The following is a 24,007-nucleotide window of genomic DNA, read 5'->3' on the forward strand; positions in this document are numbered from 1 at the left end:
AGGTGACATTTGAACTTTTTCAACTTTGATCTCAAAAAACTGGTGCTCATCGGAATCGTTTTGGCTTTGCCACTCATTTCCATCAACATGCAGCAACGTCCTCAAGAATCTCACTGGCTGGTGAAACCTTTCAGCATGCTGGGTAGCGCTGTGTCCGAAACGTTCTTCGGCTTCAGCCACGGCGTCAAGGACACAACAGCCATGTACTTGGACTTGATTAATATCAAGAAACAAAGCGAGCAGCTGCACAGCACGAACAATGAATTGCAAAGCCGCCTGCAATCCATGAATGAACTGCAAATCGAAAATGATCGTTTGCGTGGCTTGCTGGAGTTTAAGCAAACCACCAAAATGAAGCTGACATCAGCGCAAGTCATCGGCCGCGACCTGGTGATTGACCACAACACTGTCACGATCAACAAAGGCACCAATGACGGATTGAAAAGCGGCATGGCCGTAATCACGACCGCGGGCGTACTGGGTTATATCTTTAAACCTGAACCGTTCACGGCTCACGTTATGTTGATCACCGACCGCTACGCCGTGGTTGATGGTATTGTTCAACGCACTCGTGCCCACGGGATCGTCGAGGGCAAAAGCCAATCCATCTGTGCTCTTAAATATGTCGAGCGCACGGAAGACGTGAAAGAAGGTGACCTGGTTGTCACCGGTGGCCTGGATAATATCTTCCCGAAAGGTTTCCCTGTTGCGATCGTTGAATCCGTTGAAAGAAAGACCTTCAGTGTTTCTTTGAAAGTGGATTTGCGCCCGGTTGTGGACCCTTACAAAGTTGAAGAGGTGTTTATTATTCTCGATTCCTCCAAAGAGGACTTTGGCGATAAGTTTGCTCCGCAAGCCGCTCTCAGTGCCGAAGAAGCTGCCGCTTTGGCCGCTCCGACTCCTGGAACCACGGCTCCACCAGTCAATCAACCGGCAACAACGACAACTCCCACTTTGAAAAAACCGGAAGCGACTCCGGCTGCATCTCCGGCTACTTCACCTAAGCCGTCTCCGACTCCAGCTGCTAAACCTCAGGAGTCTCAACAGTGAAAATCCGCTGGAACGCGACTTTGAATTTTTTCATTTTTCTGACGATCCTGCTTTTGGTGGCAGGCATTCAAACCACATTGTGGTTTCAGTTCTTCGGAAACGTGCCTGCTCCTTTATTGTGGCTGAATCTGATTGTGTATCTGACTCTTTATCGCAAACCATTCCCGGCGATCTTCACGATTTACGCGATGGGTGCGATTTTGCTCATATTCACAGCCATGCCTCTTAAAATGATGCTGTTCTCACTTTTGATTTTATTTACCTTGGTCTATGGAATCAAAAGTCGCGTCTTTTGGAGTGGCGCTGGATACTATACAATTATGTGTGGTTTCTCGGCAGTGGCTTATCACCTGATTTACTTTCTTCTCTCCATGGTGCTGGAGAAAAACCCTGCAAGTTTCGAGATTGTCGACCGCCTGGTGCAGATCATTCTGACACCGTCGTTCGCCCTTCCGATGTATTGGATCCTGGCTAGAATAGACAAGCTCACGCAGGACGAGCTTATGAATGAGCCGGGAGGATTGGATCTATGAGTACTTACGTCAGCAATCCTGATGAGGCTAAGGAATATCACAGCCGTTATCGCATGTTCTACATAGTGATCGCTTTGACTTTCACCGTTTTGACAATGCGTCTGTGGTATCTACAAATTGTTTCTGGAAATGAACTCCGAGAATTCTCGGAGAAGAACCGTATTAAACAAAACAAGATCACGGCTCCCCGTGGTCTGATGCTGGATCGTGATGGCAAAGTCCTGGTGGAAAACCTTCCGGGCTTTGAAGTCCTGTTGACGCCTCAATATATTGAAGCGCTTCCGGATCTGGCAAAAACCATTGGTCCAATTCTGGGAATGGAACCTGAAAAGGTCATTCAGAAAGTCCAAAAGAGCCGCCGTCAAAATGGTCCGTTCGCGCAAATTCGCCTGAAAGAAAACTTAAGCCGCGAGGAAGTCTTCCGTCTGAAACGCGTTCGTCTGGACACTCCGGGGCTTGAAATCCGTGAGTCCATCGTTCGCTACTATCCACTGAGAGAGAACGGCGCGCAGCTATTCGGCTATGTGGGCGAGATTTCCAAACGTCAGATCCCTATTTTCAACGAACAGTACAAAGACTTTATCAAGTTTGACCAAGGTGACATAATTGGTAAGAGCGGCCTTGAGGAAACATTGGAACGCGACATCCGCGGAACTGATGGTATCAGCTTCATTCAGGTCGATGCCCATGGTCGCGAAGCCGTGACTCAGACTCCTAATATTTATGGTGAGCAAATCCGCGATCAGGTTCCTGTTCACGGTAACAATGCCGTCCTGACCATTGACCGGGAAATTCAAGAAGCCGCTTACAAAGCCTTCACTGTGACCGGCATCGACAATCGTGGTCACATCGGCAGTATCCTGGTTATGAAAACAAACGGCGAAGTTTTGGCGTGGGTTTCCGCCCCATCCTTTGATCCGAATGAGTTCTCGACGGGAATTACACCGGGCACATGGTCTCGCCTGATCAACGATCCGTTCAAACCGCTACGCAATAAAATCATCCAGGATCACAATCCACCGGGCTCGACATTTAAGCCATTGGTGGCCGTCGCAGCTCTTAGTGAAAAAGTGATCACGCCAGCCACAATCGTGCCGGCACCAGGGGTGTTTTACTTCGGTCGTCGCCCTTACCATGACTCTTTGAAGCAGGGTCACGGTAATATCACGGTCTATCAGGCGATTGAACAATCCTCGAACGTGTTCTTCTATAAAATGGGTATCGCACTGGGTGTTGATAAAATGTACGACTACATCAATCCGATGGGTATCGGACAAAAAACCGGCATCGAACTCAGCCGTGAAGTGGCCGGCATCATGCCGAATTCTGCATGGAAGAAATCCGCCGTCGGTGAAGAATGGCAGCCCGGGGAAAATCTAAGCACCGCCATCGGACAGGGTTTCGTTACGACAACTCCAATTTCCATGGCGATCGCCTACAATACTATTGCGACTGAAGGAAAAGTTGTGAAGCCTTTCATCATCCGCAAAGTCCTGGATCAGGATGGAAAAGTTTTGCGTGAAAACTTCCCGCAAGTGGTTCGTGATCTTCAGCAGACTCAGCCTAACGGCATCAAGGTTTCCGCTGACACTTTCAAAGTTGTGAAGGAAGGCATGCGCCTGGTGGCAAATGGTCCTCGTGGCACAGCTCGTTACTGGAAAGTTCCAGGCGTTGAATTCGCCGGAAAAACCGGTACAGCTCAAGTCATGGGTTTCTCTGCGGATCAGATCCATGCCAGCTGTACGGCTCGCCCGATTCACATGCGACATCACGGTTGGTTTGTATCCTATGCACCGGCTGACAACCCGGAAATCGTCGTAGCGGTATTGGCAGAGCACTCTTGCCACGGTAATACCGGCGGTGTTCCTATTGCCCGCGACATTTACAATGCCTACTTCCAAAAATACCATCCGGATATCATCGCCAATGCTCTGAAGCAAAAAGGCGATAAGAAAAAGGTCGAAGCTGCGACCACGACTGAGGGAGAGTAATCGTGTTTAGCTCATTACACGTTGAAGAGAGAACGCTCTTCAAGAAACTGGATATTAATTTTATCGCTGTGATCCTGGGATTGAACATCATCGGATTGATCAATCTTTACAGCGCGACCCATGGTCCTAGCTCCGTGGACGTTTCCAATCTGTTTATCTCACAAATCATGTGGCTCGTTGTGGGTTGGACTGTTTTCCTGGTGATGACCATCCTGGATTATGCGATCGTCACGCGAATTGCCTTAATCATTTACTTCCTCAACTTGGGAGCCATTCTTTACGTGACCTTCTTTGGTAAGGTCGCCCTGGGTGCGCAACGTTGGATTGATCTGGGATTTTTCCGTTATCAACCTTCTGAAACGATGAAGCTTGCCCTGATTATGCTCATGGCAAAAATCCTTTCGACCAAAACAACCCACGGACAGGGCATGGGTTTCAAAGAGATGCTTGGCCCCTTGTTCGTTCTAGGGATTCCTTTCGTGCTGGTTGTTGAACAACCCGACTTGGGAACGGCGATGATGTTGGCAGCCATCGGTAGCTCCATGGTTTTGTTTGCAAAGGTTCGTCGTTGGATCGTGGTGACGGCAATCGCCGCCGGTATCGTGGCAATTCCTATTGCCTGGAAATTCGTTTTGCATGACTACCAAAAAAATCGTGTTTTGACTTTCCTTTCCCCGACAAGTGACCCGCGCGGTACTGGTTATAACTCGATTCAATCCAAGATCGCAGTTGGTTCCGGCCGCTTCTTTGGTAAGGGCTTTATGAAAGGGACACAATCCCAGCTTGAGTTCCTGCCAGAGCGCCATACGGACTTTATTTATTCTGTTCTTTCAGAAGAGCACGGCTTCGTCGGCTCTATTTTGGTTATCGGTCTTTTCTGTTACCTTTTCATCACGGGAATTCGAATAGCCACGAATGCCCGGGATAAGTTCGGGGCACTCCTGACGGTGGGGGTCCTCTGCTATGTCTTCTGGCATATGTTCGTGAACCTAGGAATGGTTATCGGACTGTTGCCAATCGTAGGGGTTCCGTTACCGCTCTTGTCCTACGGTGGTTCCAGTATGTTAACCACGATGGCCGGCCTGGGATTAGTCTCCTCCGTCGCCTACCGCAGATACCTGTTTTAGACATTTCAAAAAGGCTTCGAGACATCTCGAAGCCTTTTTTTTATTTATCAGTAGTGATTGATACGCACCCGATGCCCTTCACTGTCCATCACTTCCGAATACTCCCCATCCGGCTGATCCCATTCGGTTGGAACAGGATGCGCTCCTTCGGCTGCTTTCTTAAGTCCAGCCTCCTGAACACCTGCAGCGGCTTCCGGTTTACGATGAGGGATGCCTGGATCTTCAAATTTTTCGGTCGAAAAATTGCCTGAGAATTTACTTTGTTTTTCTGCTTCAGCCATAAAACCTCCCACGGACCTTTCCATTATACTGTGAGAGCCAGCCGCTTGCAGAGACTTGCCTTTTGGCACAGGTCTCGCGGACGAATAAGAATCCAAATAAAATCTAAGATATGAAAGCGCAAATAAGATTCTATGACGATCTGAATGATTTTCTGCCCCGGGTGCATCGACATCAAGAGGTGATCTTTCAAACTTTTCAGCCCACCACCGTCAAGGATGCCATCGAGTCCCTGGGAGTCCCCCACACCGAGATCGACCTGATTCTGGTCAATGGCAATAGCCGCCCGTTCACATATTTGGTTAAAGACGGCGATCGAGTCAGCGTTTATCCGATGTTTGAGGAAATCGATGTCGGAGATGTGACACTCCTGCGACAGGATCCTTTGCGTAACCAACGTGACGATCCCAAATTTATTGTCGACGTGAATCTGGGTAAGCTCGCCCACCTGCTGCGCATGATGGGCTTTGATGTAATTTATGATCGCTGGTTGCAGGACGATGTGGAGATCGCGCGCATTTCAAAATTTGAAAATCGCCTGCTGCTGACTCGCGACCGCAACCTGTTAAAACGACGCGAAGTGGATCGGGGTTATTTTGTTCGCAGTGATATTCCCCAGGAGCAATTGATGGAAGTGATGAAACGTTATGATCTGGGAGGCGAAACTCACCTGTGCTCCCGTTGCATTCACGACAACACGCCCCTGGAGCCCATCGCGAAAGAACAAATTCTGGATCAGGTCCCGCCCCTGGTCGCCGAAACATACAGTGAGTTTTCTATCTGTCCGGACTGCCAGCGCGTGTACTGGGAAGGCAGTCATTTTGAGAGCATGAAAAACCTGCGCGACGGCGTTGTCAGATTTTTGGCTGGCTGAAAATAAAAAAGCCGCACAGTTTCCGGTGCGGCTTTTTTTGGATTTAAAATTTTCCTGAAAACTATTCGATGGATTTGCAGTACATGCTGGAAAGGATCAACTGACCTGCTGGAGATTTCAAATCAGCAGTTGCAGAGATTCTTTGACCGGAACGTTGCGCGTAAACTTGAAGAGTTTTATCGCCATTCGCTTCGCATTTATACTGAGAAGTACGACCATTGCCGTAATCTGTGGATTCACGAACACATTCAAATTGCTCAGCTTCAGAAGCACGGCCTGTTGCCCAGATAGCGATTTGCACGTGAGTGTTTACCGTTTCAGATTCATTCACGGTCATACCGTATGCTGGTTTACCATCATCACGAATCTCTTTACTTGTGCAAAGAAAAGAAGCTTGTGCGCTTGTCGCGATCATCAAAAGGGAAGCAACCAAAAGTGATTTCATAGGCCATCTCCTGTCGTGTCCACTCCGACTTCGTCGGAGTCTTTATTTGTATAAATATTGAACCCTTAGAGATAGCCTATGACCAGCTAAAAATCCATCCAACGCACTGTTTTTGGGTAATTTTTACGCCTTTAAGTGAACGATTCCATCTTTCATCGGAAGCCCAAATTCCATCCACCACATCTGGTTCTTTTCCTCCCAGCGCTCTATTGCGGCTAAATACTCTTTAGGCCATAGCGACTTCAAAATAGCCGTACGCTTGTAGTACCACCAGGTTGTCAATGCATGCGCCTTCATAAAGTTCTTATCCACATGCTCCAACAGGAAATTCGCTATTTTTTCGTCCTTAACCCTGATTCTGACTTCATTCGCTGAAACAGGTTCTTTTCCGGCGATTATTTCGCCGACGATTTGTCTGCGGATTCCCGCCAATTCCGTAATTTCAATTCCAGAGGCTCTGGAAAAAATTCGGTCCCAGTCTTCGTGGAATACCATCACTCCCCGTGTTTCGTTGAGTTCTGGATACTTTGGATCCACGTCACCATCTCGGCGCGAGCTATAAAGATCCAGCTTATGCATTCTATGCTGTCCGAGAAGACTAGTGCGAACCATAAAGTCCTGAACAGATGTAAATGGCGGGGCATAAAGTTCATCGAAATTGACGTGGCTTAACGAGTATTTCTTTTTATTCTCTTCGCTCAATACTTGAAAAGCGTGAAAGTTTTCGCCGTACTCGACACCGTAAAGACCTCGAAGACCCAACTTTGCCGGTGCGCCAAGAATCATCGGATCTTCATCACTAAAAGAATCAAAATCAATTTTGCCAACCTGATCCTGAACATCTTTCAAGATATCCAGGACGGGACTTTTAAATGCCAGGACTTCAATTCCCGAATTTTTAGCAATGTCATCGGCCATCTTGCCAATTTCTTTGCTGCGGGAAAATTCGACATCTATCCAAATACTTTTCGCTGCCGAAAAATACTCCGGCACCAAGCCGTACTTTAAAGGATTAAAGTGCCCGTATCCTTCCGAATACAAAACCAAACTGCTGGCTGAATTTCCTCTGCCTGGTCCCAGCAAAATATCATTCGCTTTTGCATAGTCCACGATGTTGCGAACTCCTGCGACCAGGGCTTTTTTGTCTTTAGAGTAAAGAGAGACTTCCCGTTCGACTCTGGCATGAGCCTCCTGATCAATTACTCCTCGACGTTTCAAATTGCCAACACTTCTATCCAATAGATTTTCCATTACCTGACTCCTTTCAAGCTCGGTCAGCTCGTGACCATAGTTTAAGGAGGCCAATACTGATTCCAGGGCATTAATCTGTTGGGAAATAGAAACCGCAGCAGTTCGACTCTCCTGAAGACGTCTCTCCAGAAGTTCTTTCAAAGTGCTCTCACTAGTTTCGATCAAAAGCACCTTGATCTGCTCCAAGGAAAATCCCCAGTCTTTGAACTGAACAATCTTCCTTGCCGTCTCTAATTGTGATTCGGTGTAAACACGGTGCTGCCCCTCACTACGGGAATGGGGAACTAAAAGCCCCTTTTCCTCATAGATCCGCAGAGCCTTATGACTAAGCCCCGTCTTTTTCCCAAATTCCCCTACAGACAACCAATCCTTCATCATGACCTCGTGATATTAAGCCTCCAACCTGCCCCTGGGGCAGAATAAAGAAAAAAACTCGCCAACAACGCGCCGCGTGTCCAAAAAGTGGCAGGCGCCTTTTGGGATGTTTCATTGTGAGAAGTTGGTTCGTTTTGACTAACTAATGATCTGACACTGTCGAGTTATTGGTAGACACCCCCACCCTCACATTCGCCCACGTTCCATCTGATTCCTGCCTCAAATAAGGACTTCAACAGTTTCGCAGACTTAACCAGTTGGCCCGACCCTTGAACTACCTAACCAGTAACAGGAGGACGGGAAATGAAAACGAAACATCTCAAATCGACACTCGCTTTAGTCACCGCCACTCTAGTAATGGGTCTGTTTAATAACTTCGAATTCGTTGACTGGAGTAAGGTTCTAAAGCTTCCGCTTGTAGAAACAGTTAACGAGGCTTCCCGCGTAGCTCACGCCAAGGAACTTCTTGGTGGACGCTATAAAGGCAGTGCTGCTCAAAAAATCGAGGGCCGTAGCGCACTTAATGTGATGATCTACGACAAGGTTCAGGGTTACCTGGCTCCGCAATGGAAAAACCGTGCTGGTGACATCTCCAGTGTCATCATCTCTGAGTCAGATAAATATAACTTGGATCCAGTATTTGTATTGGCCATCATTAAAACTGAAAGTTCATTCGATCCTTTGATCGTGGGTTCTTTCGGTGAAATCGGTCTGATGCAAATCAAGCCTGACACGGCTGAGTGGATTGCTAAAAAATACGGTATCGCTTGGAAGGGTAAAAAGACTTTGCAAAACCCGGTTTCCAACGTGCGCATCGGTGCCGCTTACATGGACTACCTTCGTAAGCAGTTCCCAGGCAAAGCTAACAAATACGTAAGCGCCTACAACATGGGCCCAAAAAACGTACGCCGCCTGGTAGCTAAAAACGTGATGCCAGCAGAATACAACTCTCGCGTAATGAAAAACTACGGTGAGTTCTATAAGAAGCTTGCAACCACAGAAGTTACTCGCACAACAGTGGCTACAAACTAGGATATACCTTTAAAACAAAAAAGCCCTTGGTGAAAACCAAGGGCTTTTTGCATTTAATCTTAAAGCTAAATTACTTAACCGCTGCCAGCTCAACCATCGCACGCTCTTTATTTTCCGTGCGACGACTGCGGCAGTTTAAAATCTTGATAGCACTGATCACTCCCACCACATTGTCATCCATGTCGTAAATCGGAGACAAATAAAGCGGCTTCATCGTCAGAACCATTTTGTCGAATCCAAAGTTCTCATACACATCGTGAGTCGGAATAATTCCTTCCAGATTCGTATGCACCAATGTCCCGCTGGTCAAATGCTCCTGGAACTCCAGGTAACGATCCGTGATATTTTGATCACGACTGAACAACTCAAACCACGGCGTCGAAACCAACTCATCCAGTGAATAACTGCAAAAATCCATCACAGAGATACTACGGAATGTCTGGCGACCTTCGGTATTCACAACTTCAAAACAAGTTTCATCGTCCACAGAAGAGAAAAAATCCGGATGAGCCTTCAAACGGAATCTCTTCAAAAAGCGCCACAAGAACTGCTTTTCCGAAATAACTTCGCCCGTGGAGTGCATCTGGAAAAAATCAACCCACTCTGCCAGAGCCTGGGCAACTGGTGCCTGATGCTGAACCGGCATACGGTCAAAAGCCAACCCCGGGTAATCACCCTTCAGTGCGCGTGGTTTTGTCAGCAGAGAATGAAATTGAACCAAAGAATGTCGGTAAGACTCCTTTGCTAGGTTCAATTCGTTGTGGTTTTCAGAGATTAAAGCGGTATCAATCATAACGTTCCATTCACCAATCTAACTATTCAATTTCTACCACGAATAGTTGGCAATGCAAAGAATCTCGCCACTATGAAACCCGGAAGAATGAATTTTGGTGAAAAAAAAAGAGGGAACTTGAAAAAGCTCCCTCTTTTAAAATCTTAATTTTTTTAAACAGGTTCGTGTATGAACTATGTATTTTTCGTCAAGAAATCAACGATAGCGTCTTTTGGATGGTTACCAACCAATTGACCCACTTCACTTCCACCTTTGAACAACAACATCGCCGGAATACCGCGGATGCCGTATTTGGATGGAGTCGCTGGGTTCTCATCCACGTTTACTTTTACGATTTTAACTTTGCCAGACAACTCGCTTGCCACTTCTTCCAATTTTGGAGCCAAAGCACGGCAAGGACCGCACCATTCAGCCCAGAAATCGACAAGAACTGGAGTAGAAGAATTCAAAACTTCTGTTTCAAAAGAACCATCTGTTACTGCTGTAGTATTAACGCCCATAAAGGCCTCCGTATTAGACCAAATTACCATACTTAATTTGAATACGGAAACCTTATAGTCAAGGCCCCCAAAGGAGCAATTACTTTTTAAAAAGGGCTTTTGCGAAATCTTGGCGCAACTTATCGAGATCCTTGATGCTTTCCTTATCCCACTCTGACGCGATGTCTACTTGACGCTTGCGGGACTCCACACGAGAAATAGTACTAACTGGAGCTACTTTCACATCCTCCACAAGCTTTGCGTATTTTTTCATCCGCTCCGCGAGCTTGGCTGATGCCGCTTCCAAATCCTGACGCGCCTTGGAAGGCGGTACATCCCGTGTTTTTTCTGGGGCCGCGGGCACAGGTGTCGTCTCAACGCGCTCCACTTCTGGAGTTCCCGTCCCCAGAAGCTCTTGCTCCAAGGCCTTCAAATCGACATCAGGAAACTCATTGCTTTCGGCTGCTTCACTGTCGGATTCCTGATCCGCTTTCTGAAACTTAGCGCCGAACTTAAAGCGCGGAATTTCAGCCTCTTCTTCGTTATTTAGCGTGAAATCTACACCTTCACCTTGAGATTCCTGATCGATATTAAAACCAACACCAGCCGGTGCTTCTTGATCTTCTGGAGAGGTTCCTTTAACGAAAATAGCCTCTTTATCCGTGGCAAACTTAACGCCACTTCCCACCGGAACAGCTCCAGGTTTTGCACCCGTAGCTTCCAGATGGCTGGCCTTATTCAGCCTTTCCAACAAAGCGCCTTCATCCTGCCCCAGAAGCTTTGCCAACACCTGGACAATTCGCAGCGGCGCAACAGGAGACTCCAAAATCATATCAACGCGGATCTTAATCAGATCCTGAGGCGCTGGTTTGAAATTCGCCGGAAAAATAAGCACAGCCTTGCCGCCCCACCTGGACATCTCTTTCAGACGTTTGCCAACCCCCAAAGAGGAAACCTTGGCTCCTTTTCCGGAACCAATCACCACGTCGGGGTTGAAACTGATAATTTGGTCAGAGACGGCGTATTCGCTCGACAAACCAATGACGTCAAAACCCACTTTTTTCAAAGTGGACTCCACGCTCATAAGATCCGCGTAATCCTCATACACCAGAAGAACTTTACTCATACCCATCTATTGTCGGATAAGGTTAAGCTTCGGTCAAACCGCAGACTGGACGATAGGCGCGATGACTTACGATTTCCTGCCGTCTACAATGGAGCGCATGTTCAGTATCTTTAATGGTAAAAAAGCCGTTCAGTACATTTTTTTCGAGATGCTTCCTAGCTTCATTTTAGGGCTTCTGGTTTTCATATCCATCATTTTGATGTTTCAAGTGTTGCGTTTGACAGAGTTCGCCCTTGTTCACGGGATAGCCATTAAAACCATTGCACAAATCATCGGCTACGTGGTGATTTCCCTGCTGCCCGTCTTATTCCCAATGGCACTTTTGTTTTCAGTCCTGCTGACATACGGACGCCTGAGCCAGGATTCCGAGATCGTCGCCATGAAAGCTTCAGGCCTTGCCATGGGCACCCTGCTGCTACCCGCAATCCTTTTGGCGTTGATTGTGGGCACTGTGTCTGCACAAACCTCTTATGTGATCGCTCCTTGGGGGAATCGCCAGTTTGAGGTTCTGTACACGCGACTGGCAAACACCAAAGCCACCGCGGTCATTAAAGAAGGAACCTTTGCAGAGGGATTCTTTGACATGGTGGTATATGCCAATGAAGTGGATTCCAAAAACGGCAAACTTCGTAAAGTTTTTATCTATGACGAAAAGAACAGCGATGTTCCACTGACAGTCATCGCAAAAGAAGGAAGCATGCTTCCTGATCCGGATCGCCCGGGACAGGAAGTTTTATTGCGCCTTCAGAATGGCGAAATCCATCGCCAAACCAAAACTCACACTAAAATCAGCTTTGACACCTATGACGTGCACTTTTCCGAACCCGATTCACACGAGGAGCGCGCAAAATCACCGCCTTCCTTAACCTTGGATGAAGTTCGCAATCGCCTCAAACAAGGCATCAACGATCCTGAAGAGCTACGCATAATGCAGACTGAGTTTCATAAACGCTCGGCAATCTCTGTGTTGTGTTTGGTCTTCGCCTTGATCGGCGTCGGATTGGGGACAACCACTAATCGTCGTGCAGCCAAAGCCGGTGGTATGATTCTATGTATCGGGATTATTATCTTCTACTGGGTCTTATACTTGGCAGCTGAAGGTGCCGCACGAAATGGATCAATGCCTGCGGGTCTTGCGATTTGGGCGCCGAATGCAATATTTGGTTTGATTGCTCTGTATACTTTAAGAAAAAACTGGAATTAAGAAGAACTTAGAATCTGAAGGTTGGGGCGGTCTTTACAAATAAGAGCGATGCAGCAGCATCCTTACTACCACGGTCATCCTTGACCACATCGCCCCTCCCTTGAATCAAATGGTAAGAGCAATTCCCTGCCCCTTGCAAAAGATTTTTTTAGATGATTTCACTTTTTTCGTCCTCAGTATGTCACTTGAAATACGCCACTATCCCTAGTGGGATACTTCATCTTCACCCACAATACCTACCCCTTTGAATCCTTCCGATAATAACTCGGAGTGGAATAATGTGGATAAATCTTGGGCATCGCGTACCAATTGCGCACCATCCAATAACAAATCCAAGCCGCCCTGAAAATGCGGATCCAAGGGATGACCCGGCACAACCCAAACTGGACGCGATAACTCTGCGGCCTGATTCGCAGTAATCAACGTGCCACTGCGCCGACGCGCCTCCACCAGCAAAGTGGCGCACCCTAATGCCGCGATCAAACGGTTGCGATGATGAAACAGTCGCTTGTGCATCTTCTGTCCGGGATCGTATTCACTGATAAAGCATCCCCCCTGATCCAACACCGGTGTCATCCACTCATTCAAGCTGGCGGGATAAATCTCATCCAGCCCGGAAGGCAATATCACCGCCGTTTGACAATTCTTTCGAAGCGCCAATGAGTGGGCTTTTTGGTCAACTCCTCGAGCACCTCCACTGATCACCAGCGGCAGTTGCGCATCCAGGAAAATCGACAACTCCTGCTCCATCCACCGCAACGATTCCGCACTGGGTTCGCGACTCCCCACAATCGATACGGATCTTTCGATCATCCACACCGGTGAGCCCCGGTAACTCAGCACTAACGGGGGATCCGCCATGCGATAGCACTGCGAGGGATAAAGTGATTCACCATAAACGACGAATTGAAAGCCCTTTAGATTCCAGCGCAAAAACTCGCTGCGAAAATCTTTGAACAGAGAGTGATTTTTATCCATGAACTCCCCCAGCATCGGAAAGTACTCGGCCAGGGCCTGACGAAGATGAGTCTCTGTCAGGCACTCAAGGCGGGCCAAGCGCAGATATATCTGGTGAATTTCATCCCGATGAAGGCTGTATAAGGGGTGTGACTTTATAAGTTGAGAGATGGCGAGAATTTCAATCATAAAAAAAGGGCTCTGCAATTCTGCTGAGCCCTTCAATTATTTTACAATTCCAAATCAAGATCCTCAGATCCGGAGTCCGGCGGTGGCGTGACTTCCGGCGCCCCCTCCAACTCAAACTCTGTGTCGAGCTCACTTGGAGATTCAGGTGAGTGACTTTCAATGACCGGCGCCGCGGAAGCTGTCTTGGCGCCGCTGTTACCGACATAGTCCCCCAGCTTCACATCCTCGCTGGCTTTCGTCACGTATGCCGTCGCAAAGTTCGGCGTGGCCTTGACGATTTTCACACTGCCGATAGCACGATCATTCATGACCGCCTTGGATTCACCGTTACGAAGAGCACTGTCCGCGAAGATCGTCAGGTTCTGACCTTCCTGTAAACCACGTGATGTGCCTGCATCCAGGAACACCAGTTCATTCACTCCGAACAAACCGCGCTTCGTGATCAATTCGCCACCCATGATTTTAGCACCTGCAGAGTTGTTCACCACCCCTGGGCGAGGATCAATCATCGGCACCTTACCCGGAATCACCTGCGCACCGACTTCAATAGGCTGAATCGCCTTTTGCACAATTGCGCGATACAAATTCTTGGTAGGATTAACCTTCTCCATGATTTCCAGCTCACCTTGGATTTCCACCATCTGAGCTTTGCGGCGCTTGGCTGCAGGATCAACCAGCTCACCAAGATTCTTTTGCACAATATAGTTCTTTTCAGGATTGCCGGTGATCTCCACGTACACGATCTGATATTCGTTGGCGGTCTTGGAATCCAGCTCAGTGGAAGTTACTTTACCGGAGCCGACGATTTCACTGTCCGCGATAAAGTAGCCCAGATACTCCGATGGTGTTGGCATATTGATTTTGCGATATTCAATTTCTGTGCTTGTACTGTCGTCATAGATTCCAAAACGACCCAGTGGCAAACTTTGTGGAAGTTTCTTTAACACGGGATTGTATTTGCGACGAGCCGGAGGAACAGGGGGCTCTGCCACGCTGGCTTCCACAACCTTTTCCCCTTCAGGAGTTTCGGCACCTTCTTTTTCAGCAAGTGCGACAGTTGGCGCATCCACCATCGTGCCCGGATAGAATTTGATATTCATGTCCGGTGTGATTTCATGCGGATTCAAAATAGCGCCGTCATTCAATGACCAAAGCTTTGGCCAGAAATTTGGATCACCGAAAAACGTATTGGAAATATCCCAAAGCGTGTTTCCTTTTTGAACCTTGTAAACTTCGGACTTGCGCTCACCTACTGCTTTTTCCCAAACCTCATCAGATGTTGGAGTCTGGTTGTATTTTTTGTAGATGTTATGGAAATAGTTTTCTTTGTTGAAGTCAGGATCGGAACCGCCAGCATCCGCAAACGTCGGTTCAGGCTCAGAGTTCATGGGTGGTGCCACTTCTGGAGCCGGCACGTCTGGTGTTGCAATTTCAGGATCTGGAATTTCTGTAAACTCCGGAACAGAAGGTTCTGCCGGAGTTTCATTTTTAGGCTCAAGCACATCCAACGGATCCGCTTCCCACGTTGTATCCGGAGGTGGAACATCTTGTCCACGCGCAACAGGCGACTGCAAAAGCAGCGCGCAAAAAATGAGAGTCAATGATACAGAGAACTTCGTGTTCGTCACTGTTTGCATCCTTGCAAGTGGTGATTATTCTAGTTGAACAGTCTTAATTCCGCGTCAGCTCTGAAAGACTCAGGGCTGCCTGGGTATTTCGCTCTGACTTCCGTCAACGTGCGTTTTGCAAACTGTGGCAAATTCATTTTTTTATAAGTCATCGCTTTTGCGAACTTCGCACTCGCTGCCTTGTCGCTGTTTGGATAAGCTTTTTCAATGCGTCCGAAATAACGAATCGCCTCTGGGAAGTTACCGTGATCCACAGCCATTCTGCCCGCTAGAAACAATGCATTGTCCGCATATGTACTCGCCGGGAAACGCGTCAAAAGGCTTTGCATGCGGCTTTTTAAGCCAATCTCATCATCGCGATGTGAAGCGCCTATCATTTCAGCATACAGTTCTGTGTCAGATTGTTTTGTAAAATCCTGACCCGTTAATTCAACCAGCAAAGCTTGTTGTTTCGTGGTTGGCGCTGCGGTCTTGGGCATCATTATTGTCTTTGCCATTGCAGTCACAGGTAAGCTTAAAAGTAGTGTTGCTGCCAATCGTCCTAGTTGCTTCATCTCTCGACACTCCTTGATCTTTTCTAAGTATGACATGCAATGAGAAGTGCAAACAAGCAGACTTATCCACACAAAATGTTGAGTTATTGTAATGCTGGACCTTGGACCTGTTGTATTTCAAGGGTTTCAGCGATTTGCATGAAATTTAAGCACCTCGTAAGCTCATGTATTCACTTAGTAAATCATAAAAACAGCCTCTTTTTTAGAGAGCTCAATTTCAGATCTTACAATCCGAATGAAACGGACGCAGAGACCTCAAGACAGAATATTTTAGAATCTGCGCTGGGAGCGAGTTTTGCTAAGTATACGAATTCATGATTATTATACTTCTACTTGCTGCGGGCTTAAGCATTTCATCTTCCAACTCATTGCTGAATAATGCATCACGCCTTTCACAGAGTTATCAACAAAAGTGTCTTACACTCGTGCCTCTCGAGTCTGAAAACCACACTGCATTGGCCTCAATCGTATGCGGTGAGCAACTCCAAGATCAGAACCTGAAACAGAATTTGCAGAAAACATCACTCATCCATATCTTCGTGATCTCCGGTTCACATTTACTTTTGCTGGACGAACTCTTCGCAACTCTGCGCGTTCCATTCTTTGTAAGATTCTTACTTTTGAGTCTTTACTCTTTAGTCGTTGGATGGCAACCACCCGCCGTAAGAGCCTTGTCAGCATTGGGTTTGCGCGGATCATTCAAAAAACTTAAATGGCTTTTTCCTGCGGACACGATGACGTTGATTGCGGGTTGTTTCACACTTTTACTATTTCCAGATTGGTGGAATTCCACTTCATTTTTGATGAGTTGGTGTGCCGCTCTTGCACTCAGTGGTGTTTCACTTTTAAAAATTAAAAATTCTTTACATCGACTTGTGTTCACTCAAGTGAGCATTTTTGTTTTCATGATGGTTCCACTTTGGGGCTTGAGTTCCTTACATCCACTTTCTCTCCTCTATAATCTATTGCTAGGGCCTTTGGTGTCTTATCTCTTACTACCGCTAGGTTTTCTTTCGATCGCATTCCCGATCACTGCTGGCGTGTTTGATTTTGTGATCGAGTTTTTTTCTTGGCTGCTGGTTTGGACATCTGAACCTGTGCCCACAGCTAGGGCCTCCACTGTCTCGACCACCTACCTGTGGGTGTGGATATTGTCCTGGCACGTGCTGTTGCATTTTCTTCGTTTGAAATTGCGCCAGGGAAAGGATTCCGCATGGTCCGCTTCTTAGGGTTTGCGTGGATCTCTTTTCTTCTGATTACTTTTAGTGCAACCCCGGTCGGTAATCGCAATGAGCACCGCGGTGTCATCGTTTGGAACGTGGGACAGGGATTGTGGATAACCGCTGTCGAAGAAGACTACTGCCGTCATTTTGATGTGGGTGGCGAACGATTCGCCTGGGGTAAAATTGCACGACTCTGCCGAAGTAAAAGGAATTTCATCTACCTTAGTCATTGGGATTGGGATCACATCGGCGCCCTCTCCCGCTGGCCCCGAAGTTGGGAAACTTGCATTGCTTTGCCACCCATCGGCAAATCGTCTGCGGGAAAAATGAAATTACTAAGCGGTTTCAAATCCTGTCCGGGGACTATGAACCTGTCAGTTTGGAGAGGTGCACAGGAGTACACGTCGTCAAAACCCGGCAAGAACAAACGAAAGGACAGCAATGGTTTAAGTCAGGTCGTGCGCTATGGGGACTTTCTTTTGCCCGGAGATTCACCTGTAAACTCAGAAATGCATTGGAAGAATCTACCTTGGGTCCCATCAGCACGCGTTCTCATCATGGGCCACCACGGCAGCCGCACCAGCACTTCGGATGAACTGCTACAACGACTGCCGGGCTTGAAGCTTGCCATCGCCTCAGCCCGCTACGAACGCTACAAACACCCTCACGCCGAAGTCGTGCACCGCCTGAAGACCCATCACATCCCCCTGCTGCGCACCGAGGACTGGGGGAATATCTGGTTTGAGAAATAAAAAAAGCTCCGAGGTCTCCGAAGCTTTCTTTGTTTTGGATATAAACTTAACCACTACCAGAAGTAGGTCACGCGGGCCCCGAACTCGCGAGGCGCGTTGACTTGGTAAGCCTTAAAGCTTGAGCCGCTGGCGTCGAAGATCACGTACTTTTGATCAAGCACGTTGCGGATGAAGAACTCTGTGTTTAAATTCCATTGTGCCAGCAAGTAACTTAACGATGTATCCAGATACCACTGCTCAGGTGTTTTTTTTGCATTCGTGTTGGCAGCATCGCCGTAACCAGCAGCCAGATATCTTAGGGTGTTATCCCAATTCCATTTGTCATTAGGCTTGAACGTGTAGTTCACGTTCCCCGTCCACGGACTTGCAAATGGGAATTGGTTGCCGTCGTAGACCACGCCCGTGGGACTCTTAAAATCGATAAAGCGAGTGTGATTGTAACCGACCCCTGCACTGACCACATTCCGAGAGTTGATACTGTACTGACCTTCCAACTCTGCACCATAAATCTCGGAACTTGCGGCATTCAAAGTCGCAGAGTCATAGGGATTGCCAGGGGAGTATTGCACCAACACCTGCTGATCTTTCCAGTGGGTATAGAAAACATTGGCCGCGACTCGGGATTTCTCCTGCACGAACTTATAACTTAACTCGAAATTGTCTGTTGTTTCGGGGTCATACTGTGACACTGCCGAAGTCCAACGATTCACACTGACACCACCGGTACGATACCCTTGAGTGTAGGACGCCCCATAGGAGTGCAATCCTTCAGTGATGGTATAAGCAATTTTAGGCAGTAGAATTCCGCCTTCTTCGTTTCCGTTGGCGACTCGAGGCGTACCAAAGGCAAAGACATAGGAATCAAACTTGTTCACCATGTATTCATAACGAAGCCCCAGATTCATTGCATGGGATTCGTTGAGCTTGAACAGCAAGGAATTGAAGACCGCGTATGATTTTTGATACTTTTCAGTTTTCTGACGAACATATCCTGGAGCTGGCAGGAGCGTAAAATCATAGTCATTATTAATTGTGTAGTCGTGATAGTGCACACCCAAAACGTTCTTAACTTTATCGCTTTGGTACTTCCACAGGTTTTCCACACTCAAATAGCTATCCGTGTGATTCTCATATCGAATGCCCGATGCGGGATTAGATGTGCCGTCAGAGTCCGCCGTCGAATCCTGATCTGCCTGGGAATAGGCCAGGATCGTTTCATTGCTGGAGTTTTCATTGATCCTGGTTGAGTAACGAAGGCTGGATTGTTGATTGTTGGTCAGCGCACGACTATCTACGTTCTCGATCACTTCATACTTAAACGGATCCGCAGACTGAGAATAAGTCCCCCCGTTTTCGGTCTGCATGATCTTCACATTCCAACGAAGTTCATCATGGGCGTTAATCTTATAAATCATATCCCCGGTTAAGTAGTTCTTATCCTGACGCCCCCAACGATCATTGCCTGTTGTGACGTTCGTGATGAACCCATCATAGCGTTCCACATTCACCGCAAAACGAGTCAGAAGTTTTTTATCCAGGAAAGTGTTGTTAGTGACTGCACCGACTTCCTTAGAACCGTAAGTACCAAGTCCGGCTTTTGCAGCGCCCTCAGTTTGTTCTCCCGCTTTACGGTGGAACAATAGGATATTACCAGCCAAGGAGTTAATACCCTGAGTGGTACTCTGCGCTCCACGGTAGATCTCCACGTGGTCCAAGTCCCAGAAATCAAAAGCGCCCGCTGAAATTGCAAGATCCGTTTGGAAAACGTCATCCACGATGATGGAAGCCAAATTGTCTTTTTGATAACCAGTCACGCCGATATTGTTGATACCGCGCAAGCTGAAGGTGTTGTCATTTTTGTTAACCTGAACGTTGGGAAGGGCGTTCAAGGCCTTGATAGAGTCAGTTTTGACACCTTTGTCATACTCATCTGCTTTTAAGACAGAGATGGACTCAGTGCTTTCAAGGTAAGACTTCTCTTCCTTATTGCCAAGGATCTGTACTTGTTGCAGTTGATAAGTCTCAGAGGGTTGTGATTCAGTGGCTGGCGTCTCGGTTGTGGTTTGTTCTGTCGGAGTCTGAGCTTGCGCAAAGCAAGTCTGCATGGTGAACAATGCTACGATGAAAATTCTCATTTCTCTCTTTCCCTTGGGTCTTCCTATAACCCTCTATAATTAACAAAATTTGAAACCATATTCGAAGTCTTGTAGTGTTCCTTACCCAACAAATCGTTCAGAATGGTCGCGGATCTCCACGCCATCAAGCTGGTTTGTGGTTCAGAAATTCCATGACCATGACGGCTGAAGTTCATGGCGTAGATTTTATTTTCTTTTGGACCTTTCCATTTTACTGCAAAGTTCTTTTGCAGAATGAAGCGTCCGCTTTCATCAAAGTCGATCATGTTTTGAATCGGTTCGATAATTTGTGGAATACGAGTTCTGAAACCCGTGCTAAGAATCACGATGTCTGCGTTCAGCACTTCAGTTTTGTTTGAGAAAGTACTGCTCACAGTCAGCTTGTAGCCATTGCCGGCTTCCTCAATACGATCCATGCAGCGAGACGGCAGAATCTCGATCTGCGCTTCATCACGAAGTACGTGGCGCAATTGGTAGATGTCGTTATAAAGCGCTTCCAAATACTCCGGAGTGTTGCCGTCAGAAGCCATCTTCTGATGACGAACGATTGGATCTTTCTGTGACTGATCCAATCCAAAGAAATCTTCCACGTAGTTCGGGGTGAAATACTCGTTAACGAAGGGAGAATTGTCCAACGGTTCCAGATTAGCGCGGCTGGAGATCATGCGCGTGCTCAGTGCACGGCCCCATTTGCCTTTAAAGCAATTACGGAAAATCTCGATACCCGTCTGACCGCCGCCGATAACAACCACGTTCTTACCGGTGACATCCAGATTTTTAAGGTGCTGGGACTTTGCATGGAATACTTTCGGACCGATAAAGTCCTTGGCAAAATCCGGAACATTCGGAGTCAGACCCGTACCGATACAAATATTCGCAGCCTTTGCGATATTGTCACCAGAGCGAACCACGAATTGGCCATCTTTGAAGCTGACTTCGTCAATTTTTGAACCAAAGTTCAAACGGTGCGCCAATTTTTCGCTAACCCATTGGCAGTACATTTCAAATTCACGACGTGTAACAACGGAACGATTCGTATTCATGAAAGAGTAGTACAAGCCATTGGAAACCAGGTAGTTCATGAAGCTGTATGGATTTGTCGGATCAGCTCCCATGACCAGATCCTTCAAAAAGGACGTCTGCATTTCAGAGTCTGCGAACATGATTTCGGAGTGCCAGTCGAAGTACGGTTTCCCATCGAAGAATGCGCTGCTCACCCCTGCTGTTTTATCAGCAAGAGCCGCCAGGGAAAGATTGAATACGCCGATACCAATACCAATAAGATTGTGTTTTTGGTCCATCTTACGGTGCTCCTTTATTTAAACCCATTACTAATGGATTCAGAAGTTCGTCTCCGACCATGGGGACCGGGCGTTCGTGTGAGTCGGCATAGCCGATCTTAAAACGCACCCTATTTACCAGCACACGAGGCATTTTTTCCGCCAGAAGGTTGACGCTGTCATCCACATTCAGGTTTTTTCCGCTAGATGAAAGATAATCGCGAAGGGTTTGCCCCAGAATCCCGTAAAACTCGTATTCTGAGAAACCGTCGCACTCCTTCAAAACCTCGGAAATAAACCTTAAAACAGTGACAAAATGTCCCGTGAACAAATCATGAATCAGATAATTGCGTGGAAGCTGCAACAAGTGCGCCGCCAGGTTTGCGGACTCTTGAATCAATGGAGAGCCCTTAGCCAGGCGTAAATCCCCTTGGAAGTCCTTTAAAATCAAGCCCACCGGGGCATGATCTTTCAGTTTCAACACGATGTTCTGGCCATGAGAAACAAGGCCGATCCCATACTTCAGCTGCAGGTGATACAAAGGAACCACCACCACTTCAAAGTACTGACGCAACCACTGATCCATAGACAGTCCTGAAGACTTTACATAAGCCCCCAGTAAACTCTGCCCCTCTGCGTCTTTATGGAAAAAGCTGCCAGTAAGCACAGAATTCTCGCCAGCTGCGGCTTTCGACTCGGCACATTCTCTCCAGATTGCGCCCAAATATTCGTGATAACGATAAGGGGCCAAAGCCACCTGTTTAAATACCGGGTGCTGAAAGCTGACGCCGGCTTTTTCACTTAAAATCTGAACGTTTTTAAGAACTGGATCCTGGGCGCAAATGTCATTCATTTTTTGCGAAAGCTCGCCACCCACCGGAATATACTTTGCTGCAATTCCACGGATGCTGGAGGTGTTCAGGATCGTCACCGGAAGTTTGATATCCCAAAGCCCCGGGCGGCTTACATTTGAAAGAGTACGAATAGAGATCTGAGGTTGGTAGTTATCACCGAACACCCCAAGAGCTTTGATCACGCCCGTGGACAGCTCTCCAGCAAACTGAACCTGGATAAAGCGATCCCACTGCCACGGATGCACTGGAACGAAAACGTATTCGGACTTCACCAGCTTCAATTCTGCCAGGAGCTGTTCAAAACGATTCAACTCCGCTGAATCCATGCTTTGCGCTAAAATCACATCTTGAGTCACGCCCGGCATTTGCGCTGCCAAAGCGGAGTTTTTACGAACTGCCAACCACATTAAGCGAATCACGGGCTGACTTTCCGGAGCAAACTCCGCAAGGTCCCCTTCACTCCAAGTGATGCGCCCCTTGTTCAACAATAACTTGGGATGACCATTTAAAATGGACTGAATCTTAAGACCAGTCCATTGGGTCATTTCTGCAGAGGTTTGTTCCGCCTGTTTTTGTTCAATACGCAAATCCGAGAACAAAGTGTTATGCATCTCTTCCAGAAAATTTCCCAGAATGATGTCATCCATGCCCGTCTCTTTTTGGCAGTCGATAAAAAACTGGCCGGCACTTTTCACCGGCATTTTGATTCCATCGACCACGCGAACAATGGAGTCCGCCTGAACTTTGATATCTGTCCAAATCCCCTGCCAGCCCTGACAGTGGTATTCAATTCCATTTTGCAAAACGAACACAAAGTTCTGACCGTCCAAAGTGACGGCTTTCAGAACCTGTTCATAGCTCAGCTCCTGAAGGCTTTTAGCCACCAGGTTCTGATTCACCCGCACCCATGCGGATCCTGAATGAAGTGTGTTCGCTGTCAGATTCACAGGAAATTCCCCATAAAGAATTTTTCACGACGGCATTCAAGTAAAGCCGCACGCTTATGAGGGAAATCAAACTCCTTCACTTTTCTCCAAGCCGGGAATGTCTCGACATAACGGATGATACGTTGATTGTCCGAGCGCGGTTCCGCCATGATTTTACGAGTGCGCGGCTCTTCCAGGAACAAGTAGTGACTTGCTGATTTCAAAATCGCATCGGTGTTATTAAAACCCAAATACTCTTTGTTACCGATCAACAAATGGAAACCACGATCGAACGCCTCTGATTCGTAGTAAGGACCCAAGCGATCTTCCAATGTCCAATACATTTCAAAATATCCCACTGGCACGCCATCAAATTCCACAAATGTTGGAATCGAGTGCAAATCCACCAGACCTTTTTCAAGATACTCTTTAAGTTCAAAATCCGGTTTCGCTAGTTCCCAGAACTCTGCAACATAGGGCTGATTGTGCCAGAAGTGGAATGTTTGAAGATCGCGCTCCACATCAACCACTCGGAAGCTGACTGTTTTACCAATGCTTGGAACAAAACGCGAATACAGCAAATCCCCTGGACGAGGTTGAGGGCGCACCGGATGATACACCTGCCCCGTGTGCATCCACTGTTCAGGAGCCACGGACTGTTTTCCGAAAGCGCACCACAAGGATGGGTTCTGGAAGAAATCCTGGCGAAGAGTTGTAGTTTGATTCACAGAAATGGATTTCAACTCGGGCTTCAATCCAAACAGATGCTCCATCGCCACCATGACTGATCCTGGCGCCGCGTTTTCTTGGACGATCAATTGGGCTTTGTCGGCTTGCTCTTCAAGGTGAAATTGAACGGTTTCATTTGCTATCACCGTCAAAACACTGCCAGCGACTTCCGCCTGGTATTGAGTGCCTTCCTGAACATGCAAGTAAGTGTGTTTGCTCAT

At 47.4% G+C, this 24,007-nt stretch carries 22 protein-coding genes; 9 read left to right on the top strand and 13 right to left on the bottom strand.

Annotation, left to right across the window (positions count from 1 at the left end):
- Positions 1–9: 9 nt before the first annotated feature.
- The 4 genes from mreC to rodA are packed head-to-tail and all read left to right on the top strand — an operon-like array spanning position 10 to position 4,701.
- Positions 10–1,050, top strand: coding sequence for a rod shape-determining protein MreC (mreC, locus tag ACLVWR_RS00205; protein ID WP_340596918.1), 1,041 nt, complete (start codon positions 10–12; stop codon positions 1,048–1,050).
- A complete protein-coding gene (locus ACLVWR_RS00210; protein WP_340596917.1) occupies positions 1,047–1,583 on the top strand; it encodes a hypothetical protein in 537 nt (178 codons plus the stop codon). Before mreC ends, ACLVWR_RS00210 begins: the two co-directional genes overlap by 4 nt.
- Positions 1,580–3,574: a penicillin-binding protein 2 gene (gene mrdA, locus ACLVWR_RS00215; RefSeq protein WP_413581961.1), complete on the top strand. Its 1,995-nt coding sequence runs from the start codon at positions 1,580–1,582 to the stop codon at positions 3,572–3,574. The genes ACLVWR_RS00210 and mrdA overlap by 4 nt, the downstream gene beginning before the upstream one ends.
- Before the next feature lie 2 nt (positions 3,575–3,576).
- Entirely contained in the window at positions 3,577–4,701 is a 1,125-nt protein-coding gene (gene rodA, locus ACLVWR_RS00220; RefSeq protein WP_413581962.1) for a rod shape-determining protein RodA, read from the top strand.
- 47 nt (positions 4,702–4,748) lie between these two features.
- Here the strand turns inward: rodA and ACLVWR_RS00225 are convergent, their stop codons facing one another.
- The gene (locus ACLVWR_RS00225; RefSeq protein ID WP_413581963.1) at positions 4,749–4,982 is read right to left on the bottom strand and encodes a hypothetical protein; all 234 of its coding nucleotides are present in this window, start codon (positions 4,980–4,982) and stop codon (positions 4,749–4,751) included.
- Positions 4,983–5,092: 110 nt separating this feature from the next.
- On the opposite strand from ACLVWR_RS00225, the gene ACLVWR_RS00230 reads away from it, so the two are divergent.
- Positions 5,093–5,854: a Mut7-C RNAse domain-containing protein gene (locus tag ACLVWR_RS00230; protein ID WP_413581964.1), complete on the top strand. Its 762-nt coding sequence runs from the start codon at positions 5,093–5,095 to the stop codon at positions 5,852–5,854.
- Positions 5,855–5,915: 61 nt separating this feature from the next.
- On the opposite strand, the gene ACLVWR_RS00235 is transcribed toward ACLVWR_RS00230, so the two are convergent.
- Both ACLVWR_RS00235 and ACLVWR_RS00240 read right to left on the bottom strand, forming a co-directional pair.
- Positions 5,916–6,299, bottom strand: a complete 384-nt coding sequence (locus ACLVWR_RS00235) for a hypothetical protein (RefSeq protein ID WP_413581965.1) — start codon at positions 6,297–6,299, stop codon at positions 5,916–5,918.
- 123 nt (positions 6,300–6,422) lie between these two features.
- Positions 6,423–7,928: a MerR family transcriptional regulator gene (locus tag ACLVWR_RS00240; protein WP_413581966.1), complete on the bottom strand. Its 1,506-nt coding sequence runs from the start codon at positions 7,926–7,928 to the stop codon at positions 6,423–6,425.
- Positions 7,929–8,228: 300 nt separating this feature from the next.
- On the opposite strand from ACLVWR_RS00240, the gene ACLVWR_RS00245 reads away from it, so the two are divergent.
- Positions 8,229–8,957, top strand: coding sequence for a lytic transglycosylase domain-containing protein (locus tag ACLVWR_RS00245; protein WP_413581967.1), 729 nt, complete (start codon positions 8,229–8,231; stop codon positions 8,955–8,957).
- Between the two features lie 70 nt (positions 8,958–9,027).
- Here the strand turns inward: ACLVWR_RS00245 and ACLVWR_RS00250 are convergent, their stop codons facing one another.
- The 3 genes from ACLVWR_RS00250 to ACLVWR_RS00260 form a co-directional block, all read right to left on the bottom strand.
- Entirely contained in the window at positions 9,028–9,750 is a 723-nt protein-coding gene (locus ACLVWR_RS00250; RefSeq protein ID WP_413581968.1) for a hypothetical protein, read from the bottom strand.
- Between the two features lie 173 nt (positions 9,751–9,923).
- Positions 9,924–10,250 carry a thioredoxin gene (gene trxA, locus ACLVWR_RS00255; RefSeq protein WP_340596908.1) on the bottom strand — a complete coding sequence of 109 codons (327 nt, stop codon included), beginning with the start codon at positions 10,248–10,250 and terminating at the stop codon, positions 9,924–9,926.
- A 79-nt stretch (positions 10,251–10,329) separates the two neighbouring features.
- On the bottom strand, positions 10,330–11,355 hold the full coding sequence (locus ACLVWR_RS00260; protein WP_413581969.1) for a hypothetical protein: 1,026 nt from the start codon (positions 11,353–11,355) through the stop codon (positions 10,330–10,332).
- Between the two features lie 61 nt (positions 11,356–11,416).
- Here ACLVWR_RS00260 and lptF point away from each other — a divergent pair, with 61 nt between their 5' ends.
- Entirely contained in the window at positions 11,417–12,559 is a 1,143-nt protein-coding gene (gene lptF, locus ACLVWR_RS00265) for an LPS export ABC transporter permease LptF (protein ID WP_413581970.1), read from the top strand.
- Between the two features lie 204 nt (positions 12,560–12,763).
- Here the strand turns inward: lptF and ACLVWR_RS00270 are convergent, their stop codons facing one another.
- Genes ACLVWR_RS00270 through ACLVWR_RS00280 form a run of 3 tightly spaced genes read right to left on the bottom strand, consistent with a single transcriptional unit; the run spans position 12,764 to position 15,887 of the window.
- Positions 12,764–13,705 (bottom strand): DNA-processing protein DprA, encoded by a 942-nt coding sequence (locus ACLVWR_RS00270; protein WP_413581971.1) that lies wholly within the window; start codon positions 13,703–13,705, stop codon positions 12,764–12,766.
- Between the two features lie 41 nt (positions 13,706–13,746).
- Positions 13,747–15,342 (bottom strand): LysM peptidoglycan-binding domain-containing protein, encoded by a 1,596-nt coding sequence (locus ACLVWR_RS00275; RefSeq protein WP_413581972.1) that lies wholly within the window; start codon positions 15,340–15,342, stop codon positions 13,747–13,749.
- A gap of 20 nt (positions 15,343–15,362) precedes the next feature.
- The gene (locus tag ACLVWR_RS00280; protein WP_413581973.1) at positions 15,363–15,887 is read right to left on the bottom strand and encodes a tetratricopeptide repeat protein; all 525 of its coding nucleotides are present in this window, start codon (positions 15,885–15,887) and stop codon (positions 15,363–15,365) included.
- Between the two features lie 314 nt (positions 15,888–16,201).
- On the opposite strand from ACLVWR_RS00280, the gene ACLVWR_RS00285 reads away from it, so the two are divergent.
- A complete protein-coding gene (locus ACLVWR_RS00285) occupies positions 16,202–17,116 on the top strand; it encodes a ComEC/Rec2 family competence protein (protein ID WP_413581974.1) in 915 nt (304 codons plus the stop codon).
- Positions 17,032–17,862 carry a ComEC/Rec2 family competence protein gene (locus ACLVWR_RS00290; RefSeq protein WP_413581975.1) on the top strand — a complete coding sequence of 277 codons (831 nt, stop codon included), beginning with the start codon at positions 17,032–17,034 and terminating at the stop codon, positions 17,860–17,862. Before ACLVWR_RS00285 ends, ACLVWR_RS00290 begins: the two co-directional genes overlap by 85 nt.
- 53 nt (positions 17,863–17,915) lie before the next feature.
- Here ACLVWR_RS00290 and ACLVWR_RS00295 read toward each other — a convergent pair whose 3' ends face one another.
- The 4 genes from ACLVWR_RS00295 to ACLVWR_RS00310 are packed head-to-tail and all read right to left on the bottom strand — an operon-like array spanning position 17,916 to position 24,007.
- On the bottom strand, positions 17,916–19,997 hold the full coding sequence (locus tag ACLVWR_RS00295) for a TonB-dependent receptor (protein WP_413581976.1): 2,082 nt from the start codon (positions 19,995–19,997) through the stop codon (positions 17,916–17,918).
- 23 nt (positions 19,998–20,020) lie between these two features.
- Positions 20,021–21,298, bottom strand: coding sequence for a lysine N(6)-hydroxylase/L-ornithine N(5)-oxygenase family protein (locus tag ACLVWR_RS00300; protein WP_413581977.1), 1,278 nt, complete (start codon positions 21,296–21,298; stop codon positions 20,021–20,023).
- Position 21,299: 1 nt separating this feature from the next.
- A complete protein-coding gene (locus tag ACLVWR_RS00305) occupies positions 21,300–23,078 on the bottom strand; it encodes an IucA/IucC family protein (protein WP_413581978.1) in 1,779 nt (592 codons plus the stop codon).
- On the bottom strand, positions 23,075–24,007 hold the full coding sequence (locus tag ACLVWR_RS00310; protein ID WP_413581979.1) for a GNAT family N-acetyltransferase: 933 nt from the start codon (positions 24,005–24,007) through the stop codon (positions 23,075–23,077). Before ACLVWR_RS00310 ends, ACLVWR_RS00305 begins: the two co-directional genes overlap by 4 nt.

The organism is Bdellovibrio sp. HCB288 (assembly GCF_047305935.1).
Classification (GTDB): domain Bacteria; phylum Bdellovibrionota; class Bdellovibrionia; order Bdellovibrionales; family Bdellovibrionaceae; genus Bdellovibrio.